This window comes from Peribacillus sp. V2I11 (assembly GCF_030817135.1).
Lineage (GTDB): Bacteria > Bacillota > Bacilli > Bacillales > DSM-1321 > Peribacillus > Peribacillus simplex.
In genome coordinates, this window is sequence record NZ_JAUSYW010000001.1 from 317,784 (window position 1) to 332,203 (window position 14,420).

Here is a 14,420-nt window from a genome sequence, read left to right on the forward strand (position 1 = left end):
TTTGACCAACTATGATTACATATGACAATTTTATGAGAATCTTAAATAATTGTCAATGTTTTCTAAAGATTTAGAATTCTTTTAAAAATAATGTATTACTCTGCTTAATCGTGTACAATTACGATGTACACTGTGATGGAGGTGGAGTTTTTTTGTACAGTGAAGAGAGAAAATTAAAAATTATTGATTTTATAACTAACTATTCTAGAGCCTCAGTCCAAGATTTAAGTGATTATCTAAAAGTATCGCAATCAACGATTCGAAGAGATTTGAAAGAACTTCAAACAACTAACCAGATTCAAAGAACTCATGGGGGAGCTGTTTCTTTACAAGCCGTTAATTTTGAACCAAAGATTATGGATAAAGAAGTTGAATATGTACAAGAAAAAAAAGCCATCGCAAAAAAAGCTGTTGAATTTATAGACGATGGAGATACAATTCTTTTAGATGCTGGAACAACTACTCTGCCAATCCTTGAAGATCTTCAACAGTTTTCCCAGTTAACAATAGTTACCAATTCCATACTGATTATGAGAAATTTCAAACCCACTGCAGGTATAGAAATATTGTTTTTAGGAGGAAGCCTGCGAAATGAAACGCTTGCATCGGTGGGATCGTTTGCTGAACACAACTTGGAAATGATCCGTGTGGACAAAGCTTTTGTGGCGATAAATGGTGTTCATTTAACTGAAGGTTTGACAACACCAAATTTAATTGAAGCTAGGATAAAAAAATTGATGATCCAGAATGCACAGCAAGTTATCTTATTAAGCGACTCTAGCAAAATGGGAAAGGTTTCCTTTGCAAAGGTTGCAGACTTGCAGGAAATTGACAAATTTATTGTGGATGATCGACTCCACCCTTCCTTTAAAAAATCATTGGAAGAACTTGGCGTTGAGGTTATTTCTGTTCAGACTCGACCTTGAAGCATTTAACAGAAAAAACACAATCTACTATTGACCCTTAGACAGTGACTGGAATCGAAAAATATCGGTAGCCAGGGCAAAACGTACTTGCTCGTGGGGGGAGACCCATTCTCCATTCAGATCAGGGCTGGCATTATCAGATGAAACAATACTCGCATGATTTGAAAAAACATAACATTACACAAAGCATGTCCCGCAAAGGAAATTGTCTCGATAATGCAGTCATTGAAAACTTCTTTGGCTTATTAAAATCCGAATTACTCTATCTTCAAGAATTTGAAAGCATGGAGCATTTCAAACAAGAACTAGAAGAATATATCCATTACTACAATCATCAAAGAATCAAGGTAAAATTAAAAGGCATGAGCCCGGTAGATTACCGGGTTCATGCCCTCAAGGCTGCCTAAGTAAATAAAGTGTCTAACTTTTTGGGTTCACTTCATAGCACCGGTCCTCTTTCATTCCTATTTTTTTTATTCTTTCCAAAAAAATTGTTTTTTATGGATAACATCATTCCAACAATACTAATAGATCTAATATTTAGGTATTCCTTATGGAACTAACCTGCCCCGATAGTTCCATAAAGAAAAAGCTGCCTTAAAGACAGTTCCGATCATAGGCTAAAGCACCTGTTAGTTGAATTAATCGATTAACCTTCCATTGATAAATACTTACACAATTGTTAATAAAACCAACAGTTACTTCATAAGGATACAAAACTATTTATATTTTTCATTAAATCCAGCTAACAACCAGGATTGTTTTTTCATAGCTACCTTATGACACAAGTAAAAGAGCTATTCCAATAACCATTAGTCCATAATCCACTTTTATACCTCCCAATGACAACTTTATTTCTTGTTTTTTCCTCCTTTGTATCCTTTAAAGAGAAAGAAGTATGTATTACAATATATCAATAGTTATAAATGGTATTTTTAGTCAATGATTACACATCACTAAAAGGGGGTTAAGTAGGGGAATTTTCTGTAATTCACAGCGATTAACATTTGAATTTTGGTAGTAATTATCTGCTCCTCGTTAAAATTTTTTAAAGAACCTTATTGCATATTAAATAAGGCCGCCCAAAAGGAGAAACTTAAAATTTATATTGAAATTAATTTTTTGAAAATTATTTCTTTTCGAAAAGTAAAATCTAGTTCTTTCATGGAGGTTTTAATTTGGCTACTAGAGTACCATTTTCATTTATATTAGTTATTGGGTTAATGTTATTTGCTCTATTTTTTGGGGCAGGAAATTTAATTTTTCCACCAATGCTTGGTCAATCAGCAGGAATGAATATCTGGTCAGCAAATGCAGGGTTTTTAATAACAGGAGTTGGCTTGCCGTTACTTGGTGTGTTAGCACTTGGTTTTTCGGGGAAAGATGATTTACAGTCGTTAGCAAGTCGGGTACATCCTGTATTTGGTATTGTATTCACAACCGTTCTTTATTTAGCCATTGGTCCTTTATTTGCTTTGCCTAGATCAGGAAACGTTTCTTTCGAAATCGGTGTAAAACCTTTTTTGTCCGAAAATTCAGGCTCTATACCTTTACTTATTTTTACAATCATCTTTTTTAGCATTACGTGCCTTTTTTCGATCAATCCCGCGAAGGTTGTCGGAATTGTCGGGAAAATATTAACACCAATCAAGATAACGTTCATTGGAATCCTAGTAGTAGTTGCTTTTAATCATCCAATCGGAGATTTTCAAGCACCTATTAAGAATTATTCAGTTCAACCATTTTTTAATGGGTTTAGAGAAGGGTATTTAACAATGGATACGCTTGCATCTTTTGTTTTTGGCATCATCATCATTAATGCCATTAAAGAAAAAGGTGCAAAAACAAAAAAACAAATTATGGTTGTTTGTGCAAAAGCAACTGGAATTGCTGCCTTTTTCCTAGCAACCATGTATTCAGCTCTATCTTATATGGGTGCTTCAAGTGTAGAAAAACTTGGGCACCTGGAAAATGGAGGTACCATCTTAGCAAAAGTCTCGGATTATTATTTTGGAGCTTATGGCGGGATATTATTAGGATTAATGATTACAGTAGCTTGTTTAACAACAAGCGTAGGACTTGTTACATCTTGTTCTTCATTCTTCCATAAACTATTTCCAAAGGTACCTTACAAAACAATTGCCATTAGTTTATCTATTTTTAGTGCAATAGTTGCCAATATTGGGCTAACACAGTTAATTGCTGTTTCTATTCCTCTCTTAACAGCTATTTATCCATTAGCCATTGTATTAATTTTCTTGACATTTTTTCATTCTTTATTTAAAGGGAAAGCTGAAGTGTATCAAGGAAGCTTACTTCTAACATTTATAATTAGTTTATTTGATGGATTAAATCGAGCTGGTATACACTTTTCATCCATTAATAATTTTTTTAATGAAATTCTCCCTATGTACGATGTCGGACTAGGGTGGATTATTCCAGCAATTGTTGGAGGATTTATCGGGTTTAGCAGTAGCATACTACGAGGGAAATTCGGTCTTACCCCCCCAACTAGTAGTTAAATAAATATTAAAATAAGGTCAACCCAGTGATTCTTTACTGGTTGACCTTTTAAAATTGAATGTTGATGCCAGGAACCGACCTGTTTGTCCGTTCTTGAAGGGTCACCATAATAATCGTTTTAGGAATTAATCTACTAAAAAAGGCTGCTTAACGTAACCTTTTTTAGTACAATCATATTCTATTTATTTTTTACTTTAAGGGCCTTAATTTCTTCTTCTGTTGTCTCAGCAATAAGGTCGTCGTTATAATCAGCATCTTTTTTATCACGACATGAAAGTACAGCAAGAACAATAGGGTCTCCTTTTGATGGCCAAATGATCGAAATGTCATTTCGCGTACCATATGATCCTGCTCCAGTCTTATCAGCCACTACCCAACCTTTCGGCACTCCAGCACGAATTAACGCATCTCCAGTAGTATTTCTCTTCATCCAATCTATTAAAAGTTCACGTTTCTCAGTAGTTGGAAGTGCATCTCCCAATGTAAAAGCCTGAAGATTAGTAGCATGTGCTCTTGGTGTACTCGTATCATGAGTTTCACCAGGAGTAACTCGCTCAGCGTTGGTAACATTATCTCCGATTTCCTCCAGTGCTTTTTTAAATTCAGTCGTCCCCCCAGTTGTTTAAGGATAAGGTTTCCAGCAGTATTGTCACTGTATTGAAGGGAAGCATCAGAAAGCTCCTTAAGAGCCCTCCCCGTATGTTACTTCCGATTGTAGAAGAGTTTTTTTACATATTATTTAATTGATAATGAAAATCATTTTCGGTTATGTTATTATATTTCTTAGTACTTTTTATACTATAGGGGGAAAAACATTATGATTGATGCTTTAAGACACAATAAAAACATGTCTATACTCTTAGCTATGTTACGTGTATATATCGGCTATACGTGGATTATGGCTGGTTGGGGGAAGATAGCAAGTGGACAGTTTGATGCTTCTGGCTTTTTACAGGGGGCGTTGTCCAATGCAACAGGTGAACACCCGGCTGTTCAAGAATGGTGGGTAGTATTTCTAAAAAATATAGCGATTCCTAATATAGAGGTATTTAACTTCTTAGTACCTTGGGGAGAACTGTTTGTTGGACTAGGATTATTAGTCGGTTGTTTTACAAAAACAGCAGTGTTTTTTGGAATGGCGATGAACTTTTCTTATATGTTTAGTGGTACTACAAGTACAAACCCACAACTTGTTTTATTGTCAATATTTATCATAGTTTCTGCTATGAATGCAGGAAGATATGGGGTAGATGGTATAATAATGCCTACTCTTAAAGAAAAACTATTTGCTAACAAAACAAGAGAGATAAAAGATGCTGCTTAGCTTTTTAATATGTAGATTCGAAAGATCGCCAGAATAGGCGGTCTTCTTTGCAATTTTCTTTATACAGTTCAAGAACTTGATAAACTCATAAGAGTTTCCAATTTGTTTTTATAGCGGATTTGTTTAGCTTCTTACAAATTTCAAACATTTTTCACCAGAAGCTCCGAAATTAATAAATTTGTTGTGTTTCTTTTAAGAAAACAACATTTGCTCCACCATCCAAATTAGGATGATCATAATGGAAGTGGTCATCTTCCCAAAAGATAACTGACGAATTTGAAGAAACCGACCTTTTTTGGTCGGTTTTTTCATACTACTTTTAGCCGAAGCCGCCCTAGGCACACATTCGCCTTAAAAACACCAATAGAGGATGAATTATGCTCTTGATTTTGCATTCTTCAATTAAATCCCTGGGGTTTTCTTAAAGTCTCGAAGTGATACTACAGACACACGATTCTGATCTAGAAATTGATCCAAAAGAGGAACAGTTGGGATTGCGGTTTCATAGAATCTAAGTCTACAGCTTGGAAGACCAATTGATCAAAATCATTGCTAAAGTCTCGTGCCATATCTACAAGTTTTCTTTCAGACGGTCAAGGAGATGTCCGATAAATTTCACATGATCAGCCATTATCCTTAAAAAAAGCTCCCGTCTAAATAGGATTAGTAAGCTTTACCTACCGGTTGAACATGATCCATCACAATAAGGACAACATCCTGCACCCTGGCAACAGCTACATTTGTAGATACACTCACCTCCTTAAAAATAACCACACCATGTATTCGTGATGCTGGGTTTGAGCATGCCTATGACTACATAAATAGCCTTATATTAGACCTTATTGCAATTGTCACTCAACACTTATTACAGTAGAAAAGCGCCCTGTTATACAGAAACGCCTTTTTAGATATAGTTATAAAATGTTACAGTTCACTCTCATGGTTCTTAAATGCTTTCCCATCATAACAATAAAGTTCAGAGTCAAAATGAACATTGTCATTTTCCTTCAATTGACGAATAAGTTCTTCACTTTTTGTTTTATTCATTTCTTTATACCATGTTCCTTGTGGATATAGAACAACGATCGGACCATGCTTGCATTGCCCGTTACATAATGTTTTTGTTGTGTGAATCTCCTTTTGCAGCTCTAAGTTTTTTAATTCTCCCCTAATTGTCTCTGTTACTCCTTCTGCTCCATTTTTAGTGCATGTTTTCCCGTTGCAAATTAATAGATGTTTGCTAATCCCATCTAAGTTCATAAAAATTCCCCTTTTGTTCTTCCTTTTATTTAACCTCTATAACATATGGATAGCTATTGACTTTACCATCAAACTTAAATTCTCCCCACACTTTGTAGATCCCAGGTTTATCAAATTTTGTTTCAAAAAGTGTCTTTTCTTCGGATTGCGGGTGCACATGAACAAATTCCTCACCCTTATCGTCCAAAATAACAACATGGCCTAAAGCCCCCAGATAGGGCTCTGGAGTAATTCCTTTCGTATCAAAACTTAACGTAGCATCTTTGTTTATTCCTAGTTCTGTAGTGTTTAATTCAACTGTTTTTTCATTAATTGTTTTTGCTAAGTTTGTATCAACCTTAAGTGGATTTCCCTTATGTTCACCATGACCTTTCCCCACATGGAACTCTGTCGGACTAACCTGATAGGCAAGGTTTTTTGGTTTAATATCAACAAATGCTTTATAAGAGTTTTCAGGTAGGTCGAATTTCAGTGTATAAACGCCATTTCCTTTTTCCTCAGGATGGATATGATAATAATCTTCTAAGTCGGCACTTACAATAATTAAGTGCATAATCTTTTCATGTGAAATTTCTAATTTGGGTGAATTTTGATCTTTATCCTTCACATCTATAATAATTAAACCTTCTTCATATTTTACGTTTGTGAACACTTCACTTTCTAATTGATCTACATGATCTGAATGCAAATCCTTACCATCACTTCTTTGGCTAGTATGATTATCTTTATGTGCTTGCTCATTAATAGATTCTTTTTCCTCGTTACCATTTGTTTTTGCCTCATCATGGGTATCAGTGTGATCGTTATTACTGTCCAAGCTTGCAAATACGGTATAACCGGCAATTACTAACCCGAGATAAACAATGGCTGAAATCGCCCAGGTTAAAATGTTTTTTTGTTTCATAAAAACACTCCTCTCCTATAGATAGTTTATCCTTTTAAATTAATCCTTTGTAATCTGAGTGAGTTTAAAACAACTGAAACTGAACTAAATGCCATTGCTACTCCTGCCAACCATGGTGCCAGAAATCCCAGTGCTGCAATTGGAACTCCTATAGCATTATAAGCAAAGGCCCAAAATAAATTTTGCTTGATATTTCGAATCGTCATTTTACTCATAAAGATGGCATCGGCAATACTATTTAAGTCTCCTCTGATTAAGGTGATATCAGCAGCCTCCATTGCTACATCCGTACCAGTACCGATTGCCATGCCAATATCTGCAGTAGCTAACGCTGGTGCATCGTTAATACCGTCACCGACCATCGCGACTACCTTTCCAGATTTTTGAAGTTTTTTAACTTCCTCTGCCTTTCCTTCTGGCAAGACTTCTGCAATAACATGGTCAATTCCGACTTCATTTGCAATCACTTGAGCTGTCTGTTTGTTATCCCCTGTAATCATAACGACCTCAAGACCCATATTTTTTAGCCTTTCAATCGCTTTTTGAGAAGTATTCTTAATTGTATCTGCAACTGCAATCACTCCGGCAAATTGATGATCAATTGCAACTAGCATTGCGGTCTTACCTTGCTTTTCTAAGTTTTCCATCTTAGGTAATATGTTTCCAACATCAATGTGGTTTTTCTCCATAAGTCGGCGTGTTCCGATAAGCAAGGATTTGGTTTCAACTTTAGACTCGATTCCAAAGCCAGGAATGGCTTCGAAGTGTTCTGAACTGCCTAGTTCAATACCTTTTTCTTTAATCCCCTCAACAATTGCCTCAGCTAACGGATGTTCAGAATTTCTCTCTGCAGCACCGACTAACTTTAAAAATTCCTTTTCTTCAAACCCATTTGAGAGAATAACATCTGTAAGTGTTGGTTTTCCATTTGTTACAGTTCCCGTTTTATCAAGGATCACTGTATCCACCCGATGAGTTGTTTCAAGATGCTCTCCGCCTTTAAACAAAATCCCATATTCAGCTGCGCGACCTGACCCTGCCATAATGGACGTAGGAGTAGCTAGGCCTAGAGCACATGGACATGCGATAACTAATACGGCAATTAACTTTTCAAGAGCTACTGCAAACTCTCCAGGACTTACAAAAAAGTACCACACAAGAAAAGTAATAATCGCTATACCCACTACAATAGGGACAAATATTCCTGATATGACATCAGCTAAGCGTTGAATAGGCGCTTTTGATCCTTGTGCTTCTTCGACTACCTTTATAATTCGAGCTAAGGCGGTATCCTTTCCTACCTTTGTTGCCTTAACCTTCAGAAACCCGTTTTTGTTTATGGTTGAGCCTATTACTGAATCTCCTACTGTTTTATCAACAGGAATACTTTCACCTGTAATCATTGACTCATCTAGGGCAGATCTCCCTTCAAATATTTCTCCGTCTACAGGTACCTTTTCACCTGGTTTAACAAAAACGATATCTCCAGCTATTACCTCTTCGATAGGTAAATTCAATTCTTGACCGTCTCTTAAAACAGTGGCTGTTTTGGCTTGCAACCCCATAAGTTTTTTAATGGCTTCCGATGAACGCCCCTTTGCTTTTGCTTCAAATAACTTACCTAATATTATGAGAGTAATTAATACGGCACTTGTTTCAAAATATAATTCAACCATGTGTGCATCGGACCCTATTGACAGAATGCTTAAGTAAACACTATAGAAATAAGCTGCAGAGGTTCCAAGTGCAATTAAAACATCCATGTTCGCACTTTTATTCCTTAATGCTTTAAAGGCGCCTACGTAAAATTGATAGCCTACGTAAAATTGAACAGGAGTCGCAAGTGCGAGTTGCACCCATGGATTCATGAACATCTCTGGTAGCCAAATGAAAGATGTAAATTCAAAATGACTGACCATCGCCCAAAGTAAAGGGATGGATAAAATAGAAGAAAATATGAATTTTCCTGTTTGTTTCTCAATTCCCTTCTGTCTATGATCAACCTTTTCGCCTGTAGTTTCTTGCTTTTGTTCTAAACGATAACCCAATTTCTTAATGGCATCTTTCATATCAACGATAGAAACTTCATCCGGATTGTATTCTACAAGGGCTGATTCTAATGCGAAGTTTACAGTTGCATTTTGCACTCCATCTAACTTGTTTAAACGCTTTTCAATCCTGTTAGCACATGCTGCGCATGTCATACCAGATATATCAAATTCAGCTTTTTCACTAACCACTTTATACCCTAAGGATTCAACTTCATCTTTAAGTTGGTTAACACTTGATTTGGATGGATCAAAAATTACTTTTGATTTTTCTAACGCAAAATTTACGCTTGCATCCTCTACTCCATCTATTTTTTTGAGACCTTTTTCTATTCTCACTGCACAGGCAGCACACGTCATGCCAGCTATTTGAAGTGTTGTTTCTTTTTTATCGCTCATAACCTTACACTCCTATCACCACATACTACAGTGGGGTATATTTTTTAGTGAAGAAAACGTGCAGGGGGCAAGACAGCACGTTTTTTCAATTCCTTAGTGACAACTTTGATCTTCAGGAAATTTACTCAGCTCTACATCATAACCTTGGTCCTCTATAATGTCAGTAATTCCCTTTAAAGAAACTACTTTCGAATCAAAGGATACATCTACTTTTTCTTCATTTAAGTGAACCTTAACAAAATGAACTCCCTTCATTTTTCCTACATTCCCTTCAATTGAATTAATACAATGCCCACATGACATTCCTTTCACTGCTAATATTACATTCTCCATTCTTTTGTTCTCCTTAATTTATGTTAGATAATTTATTTCAATTATATAAACCATACCATGGTATAGTATATGAATATCGGAAAGAAATTGTGCTTTAATCAGCACGTTCTTTAGTCATGTTATTGTACGTCATAACCCTGGTCGTCAATTGTTTCCTTAATAGAATCAAGGGTTACTTCATTTGGATTGAATTCTACTTCCACAGTTCCTGAATCCAAGTTTACTTTCACAGAATTAACTCCAGATATTTTCCCTACACTACCTTCAATCGCTTTAATGCAATGTCCACAAGACATGCCCTTTACATTTAAAGTGTTTTTTTCCATACTAACTCAATCTCCTTCTATTTTTTCATTAATTTTTGAAATGTTACCAGTACCTCATCTAAAACCTCTGTATCTCCCTCTTGAATTCTTTCAAGAACACAGCTTTTCAAATGACCCTCAAAATTCGGGCAACACTATTTAAAGCGGACTGGGTCGCAGCTATTTGTGTAATTACATCGTCACAGTACGTATCTTTTTCAATTAACCCTTTTATTCCTCGGATTTGTCCTTCGAATCGATTTCACCAATATTATCAAGACTATCTGAATTCATTGACAATTTCCCTCAACTTCTTTATCGAAATAGTACTATACCCCCCTATAGTATGTAAAGCCCTTTTTATTTATACTTAAAAAATAGTTAGTGGACAAAGTATTTTTATTACTCTTGGATGGATAAGTTGAAGGACTAGATCCATCCAGCTTTTTTGCTGCCATATATCGTCCGTAAAGATCTTTGTTCATCCACTTCTACAAGATCCTAAAGTGCATGTCATCGTATACGAAGTATTCTGAAAAAAAAGAGTTGACATGAAACTTGTACATATCTTAAAGTATAGCTTATACAACAAAGAGTTTCCTTTAGGAAACTTTTTAGAAGGGGGTCAAGTAATGTCTGATGAGAAAAAGGTTTCCCGCAGAAATGTTTTAAAGATGGGGACTGCAGGTGCGTTTGGAATAGCTGGATCTTATTACTTAAATAAAATGACACAAATTCCAACTGTGGCTCAGGCATCCAATGATTCGTCTCATAAGAAGAGCAATCATTCCAATCATGCAAATATGAATGATAAAACAATAACAACTGGTTATAAAATGGCTGAACGGCTCCTTACTGAGTTTGACTATGGAAAAGTTACCAAGTTGCCAGACGGCCAAACACTCCGGGAATATGAAGTAGTGGCAATTGATAAGGAAATCGAAATTGCCAAAGGAATTAAATTCCCAGGCTGGACTTATAACGGAACTATTCCAGGACCAACCTTTCGTTGTACGGAAGGTGATCTTTTGCGGTTTCACTTTATTAATGAGGGCAGCCATCCCCACTCTATCCATTTTCACGGAATCCATCCCCCTGAGATGGACGGTTTAACTTCCATTTATCCTGGACAAAATTTCACTTACGAATTTGAAGCGAAACCATACGGTTTGCAAATATATCATTGCCATGTACTCCCCCTAGCTCGCCATATCCATAAAGGGTTATATGGAAATTTTATTATTGATCCAAAGAAGCCAAGAGAGCCAGCATTAGAGTTAAACATGGTTATGAATGGGTTTGACCTGGATTTAGATGGCGAAAACGAGTTTTATACAGTGAATGGATATGCCTTCGCATTTATGAATCACCCTATTAAAATCAAAAAAGATCAACTTGTACGTATCTATCTAAGTAATTTAACGGAATTCGACTTAATAAATTCGTTTCACTTACATGCAAATTACTTTACGTACTATCCAACAGGCAGAAACGATAATCCATCCCAGTTCACAGATACCATCATGCAATGTCAGGGAGAACGTGGAATTGTAGAAGTTCGTTTTCCATTCAAGGGAATATATATGTTTCATGCCCATGTAAGCGAATTCGCTGAGTTAGGCTGGATGGGATTCTTTGAGGTCGAGTAAAGAAGGGTGGGGAATTATATGAAGGGGAAATGGCTAATTACTGGTTTAATACCGTTAATTTTACTTATAGGGGTTCTTGGATGGGTACTAATGAATGGAGCAGGTGTAGAAAAAGATCCTGCAGCACCGATTGAAGTCCTGAACATTGAACGCATCAAGATAACCGAAACCGGGTTTGAATTATCTGTAAGTAATACAGGACCAAAACCATTAACGATTTCTCAAGTTATGGTCAATGATTCGGTGTGGAATTTCAGTGTCTCTCCTCAAGCAAAACTTGATCGATTTGAAGAAGGAAAGGTGACCATCGCATACCCATGGGTGGAAGGTGATCCACATGCCATTAAACTAATCACAGAGAATGGGATTATCACGGAAGGTGAAGTTGCAGCTGCCACACTCTCCCCAGAAACCACCTGGAGCAACTTTTTAAACTACGGCATAATAGGATTTTACGTTGGAATTGTCCCGATCACATTGGGGTTGTTGTGGTATCCATTTATGAAACGTTTCTCACGTAAGTGGATTAATGCGATCCTTGCCCTTACGGTAGGGCTGCTTTTATTTTTATTTGTTGGGACTCTAGCCGATGGCTTTGAAATTGGTGCAGAAGCTCCTTCTGTCTTTCAGGGCAATATGGTTGTGATTATTGGAGCTTCCTTAACCTTCTTATTATTGATTGGCTTTGATCAGTATCAACAAAGAAAACAAGAAAAGAAAGGATATTCTCCCTTAGGTCTTGCTTTGTTGATGGCTACCGGAATAGGGCTTCATAACTTTGGGGAAGGTTTGGCTATTGGTTCTTCCTTTTCCCTAGGTGAAGCAGCTCTGGGAACCTTTTTAATCATCGGATTTACCCTTCACAACATTACGGAAGGTATTGGAATCGCTGCTCCTTTATTAAAGACCACACCTCGATTCAGGGACTTTCTACTACTGGGAGTTATTGCAGGTGCACCCGCCATTGCAGGTACATGGGTTGGCGGATTTATCTTCTCTCCAATTTGGGGAGCTTTGTTCCTGGGTATTGGTGCAGGGGCCATTCTTCAAGTAATTTATGTAATAACGAAAATGCTCATTGAAGATCATAGAACACATAACGAAGCATCTGTTTCATGGTTAAACCTTTCTGGATTCTCAATTGGACTATTGATCATGTACTTTACTGCATTTTTTGTGAAATTTTAAGGGATTGAAGTTGTAGTATAGCACCTGAATGGCATTTGGCATCATCATCCTAGTGACACGTTGCCACTTCCATGGATTACGAACGTTAAAACTTCAATATTAGGAGCTGATTCCATATGTTTTCAAATATCGGAATTCCTGGATTAATTTTAGTACTTATCATTGCCTTGATCATTTTTGGTCCTAAAAAATTACCGGAAATCGGCCGGGCTTTTGGACGTACTTTAACTGAATTCAAAAGTGCAACCAATGGGTTAGTAACGGAAGAAGATGAAGAGGAAGGGAAAAATCCTGAGTTAACGACTGTTGAAAAGAAGCAGGATGAATCAACCGTTTCATAAGTAATGGGTAGACGAGGTAACTCGTCTATTTATTTTTCACTTTAAAAGGATATATCCCGTCATGAAAAACAAAGAGATAAATCTCATTGAACATTCGGAGGAACTTGGTCAATGTTGCTTTGTTGCATAGCCTGGGTGGGGTTTATACTAACAGCCTAATTCATCATAGGACTTCTCAATATCGTAACCTATTGGTAGAACAATAATAATAAATAAAAGCCAGTCTCTAAAAAAAACTGGCAACTTTCTCTATTACATTCTTTTTGCTCCTAAATATCTTTTTTTCCAATAACTATTATCCATGGAGGAAATGCTTACACCATTTGATGATGAGCTGTGTATGAATTGATTACCTCCGATATAAATACCTGCATGTGAGGCGCCAGGTTTATAGGTTTCATAAAAGACCAAATCTCCAACTTGTGGTTTGGAAACCTTTGTCCCCTTTTTATAAATTTCAGATACCGTTCTTGGTAAAGTGACATCTGCACCTTTTTCGAAAACGTATTTTAGGAATCCGCTGCAATCAAAACCTTTAGGAGTGGTTCCACCCCATACATACCGTACATTCAAATGTTTTTTTGCTTCACTCACTATCGCTGTAGATTTATTGCTTGTTTTATTCCTATTAGCTACGTTGGTTGTCTGCTTTTTCACACCCAGAGCTTTATATGTATTCGGACCAACAATACCGTCGGCTTTTAAGCCTTTAGTTTTTTGGAATTTTACAACTGCACTTTTAGTAACGGTCCCAAAATATGTAGTGGTATTCTTACTCTTAAAATACTCTTTTTTCTTTAGAACCTCTTGTAATTGTTTTACTTCGGTATGAGTCATTCCACTTTTTAAGGTCCGATCTCCCAATGCGGCATTACTGACCAATGGATTTGATAGTAACAATCCCGTCACTACAACCGATGCTATGATTTTCTTCATTTTCTATTTTTCCCCCGATTAGATCTTTTTTATTATTTTATCACCATTAAATGACATGCACATTTACCTAAATTTACATTATCATTACAAAATTATGCAGAAAGAGTGCAGAAATGACAAAATACCCATAATACCCCAACTATCTTCTGGAAATTGATATGACTATAGTTCATCATATAATTAATTAAATTTTTTTATGTGCAACCCTATTAATTTCTACATATTTTGTTTTTATGTTTCTTGCAGTTCCTTAAAGTTTTTCAAGGAAGCTCAAAATAACAATA

Annotated in this window: 12 protein-coding genes and 5 pseudogenes; 7 read left to right on the top strand and 10 right to left on the bottom strand. The window is 36.3% G+C overall.

The window, feature by feature from the left end:
* Positions 1 to 152: 152 nt before the first annotated feature.
* From QFZ73_RS01440 to brnQ, 3 genes and pseudogenes are all read left to right on the top strand, one after another.
* The gene (locus QFZ73_RS01440; RefSeq protein ID WP_251436795.1) at positions 153 to 926 is read left to right on the top strand and encodes a DeoR/GlpR family DNA-binding transcription regulator; all 774 of its coding nucleotides are present in this window, start codon (positions 153 to 155) and stop codon (positions 924 to 926) included.
* Between the two features lie 104 nt (positions 927 to 1,030).
* A pseudogene (locus QFZ73_RS01445) lies at positions 1,031 to 1,333 on the top strand (IS3 family transposase); the annotation flags it as partial.
* Between the two features lie 771 nt (positions 1,334 to 2,104).
* The gene (gene brnQ / locus QFZ73_RS01450) at positions 2,105 to 3,448 is read left to right on the top strand and encodes a branched-chain amino acid transport system II carrier protein (RefSeq protein ID WP_307262118.1); all 1,344 of its coding nucleotides are present in this window, start codon (positions 2,105 to 2,107) and stop codon (positions 3,446 to 3,448) included.
* Between the two features lie 179 nt (positions 3,449 to 3,627).
* Here brnQ and QFZ73_RS01455 read toward each other — a convergent pair.
* Positions 3,628 to 4,148, bottom strand: a pseudogene (locus QFZ73_RS01455) (serine hydrolase); the annotation flags it as partial.
* 115 nt (positions 4,149 to 4,263) lie between these two features.
* Here QFZ73_RS01455 and QFZ73_RS01460 point away from each other — a divergent pair.
* Positions 4,264 to 4,773, top strand: a complete 510-nt coding sequence (locus QFZ73_RS01460; RefSeq protein ID WP_251436823.1) for a DoxX family protein — start codon at positions 4,264 to 4,266, stop codon at positions 4,771 to 4,773.
* A gap of 169 nt (positions 4,774 to 4,942) precedes the next feature.
* On the opposite strand, the pseudogene QFZ73_RS28835 reads toward QFZ73_RS01460, so the two are convergent.
* From QFZ73_RS28835 to QFZ73_RS01495, 8 genes and pseudogenes are all read right to left on the bottom strand, one after another.
* Positions 4,943 to 5,062 (bottom strand): annotated as a pseudogene (locus QFZ73_RS28835) (CPCC family cysteine-rich protein); the annotation flags it as partial.
* Between the two features lie 72 nt (positions 5,063 to 5,134).
* A pseudogene (locus QFZ73_RS01465) lies at positions 5,135 to 5,419 on the bottom strand (DUF2935 domain-containing protein); the annotation flags it as partial.
* A 278-nt stretch (positions 5,420 to 5,697) separates the two neighbouring features.
* Positions 5,698 to 6,033, bottom strand: coding sequence for a (2Fe-2S) ferredoxin domain-containing protein (locus tag QFZ73_RS01470; RefSeq protein WP_307262120.1), 336 nt, complete (start codon positions 6,031 to 6,033; stop codon positions 5,698 to 5,700).
* 25 nt (positions 6,034 to 6,058) lie between these two features.
* A complete protein-coding gene (locus tag QFZ73_RS01475) occupies positions 6,059 to 6,937 on the bottom strand; it encodes a hypothetical protein (protein ID WP_307262122.1) in 879 nt (292 codons plus the stop codon).
* 26 nt (positions 6,938 to 6,963) lie between these two features.
* On the bottom strand, positions 6,964 to 9,384 hold the full coding sequence (locus tag QFZ73_RS01480) for a heavy metal translocating P-type ATPase (RefSeq protein ID WP_307262125.1): 2,421 nt from the start codon (positions 9,382 to 9,384) through the stop codon (positions 6,964 to 6,966).
* Positions 9,385 to 9,477: 93 nt separating this feature from the next.
* The gene (gene copZ, locus QFZ73_RS01485; RefSeq protein WP_251436805.1) at positions 9,478 to 9,717 is read right to left on the bottom strand and encodes a copper chaperone CopZ; all 240 of its coding nucleotides are present in this window, start codon (positions 9,715 to 9,717) and stop codon (positions 9,478 to 9,480) included.
* A gap of 119 nt (positions 9,718 to 9,836) precedes the next feature.
* On the bottom strand, positions 9,837 to 10,043 hold the full coding sequence (gene copZ, locus QFZ73_RS01490) for a copper chaperone CopZ (RefSeq protein ID WP_307262127.1): 207 nt from the start codon (positions 10,041 to 10,043) through the stop codon (positions 9,837 to 9,839).
* A gap of 17 nt (positions 10,044 to 10,060) precedes the next feature.
* Positions 10,061 to 10,284, bottom strand: a pseudogene (locus tag QFZ73_RS01495) (metal-sensitive transcriptional regulator); the annotation flags it as partial.
* A 370-nt stretch (positions 10,285 to 10,654) separates the two neighbouring features.
* Here QFZ73_RS01495 and QFZ73_RS01500 point away from each other — a divergent pair.
* From QFZ73_RS01500 to QFZ73_RS01510, 3 genes are all read left to right on the top strand, one after another.
* Entirely contained in the window at positions 10,655 to 11,671 is a 1,017-nt protein-coding gene (locus QFZ73_RS01500; RefSeq protein ID WP_251436809.1) for a multicopper oxidase domain-containing protein, read from the top strand.
* Between the two features lie 18 nt (positions 11,672 to 11,689).
* Positions 11,690 to 12,859, top strand: a complete 1,170-nt coding sequence (locus QFZ73_RS01505) for a ZIP family metal transporter (RefSeq protein ID WP_307262129.1) — start codon at positions 11,690 to 11,692, stop codon at positions 12,857 to 12,859.
* 116 nt (positions 12,860 to 12,975) lie between these two features.
* On the top strand, positions 12,976 to 13,200 hold the full coding sequence (locus QFZ73_RS01510; RefSeq protein ID WP_307262131.1) for a twin-arginine translocase TatA/TatE family subunit: 225 nt from the start codon (positions 12,976 to 12,978) through the stop codon (positions 13,198 to 13,200).
* A 252-nt stretch (positions 13,201 to 13,452) separates the two neighbouring features.
* Here the strand turns inward: QFZ73_RS01510 and QFZ73_RS01515 are convergent, their stop codons facing one another.
* Entirely contained in the window at positions 13,453 to 14,136 is a 684-nt protein-coding gene (locus QFZ73_RS01515) for a C40 family peptidase (protein WP_251436815.1), read from the bottom strand.
* Between the last annotated feature and the right edge of the window lie 284 nt (positions 14,137 to 14,420).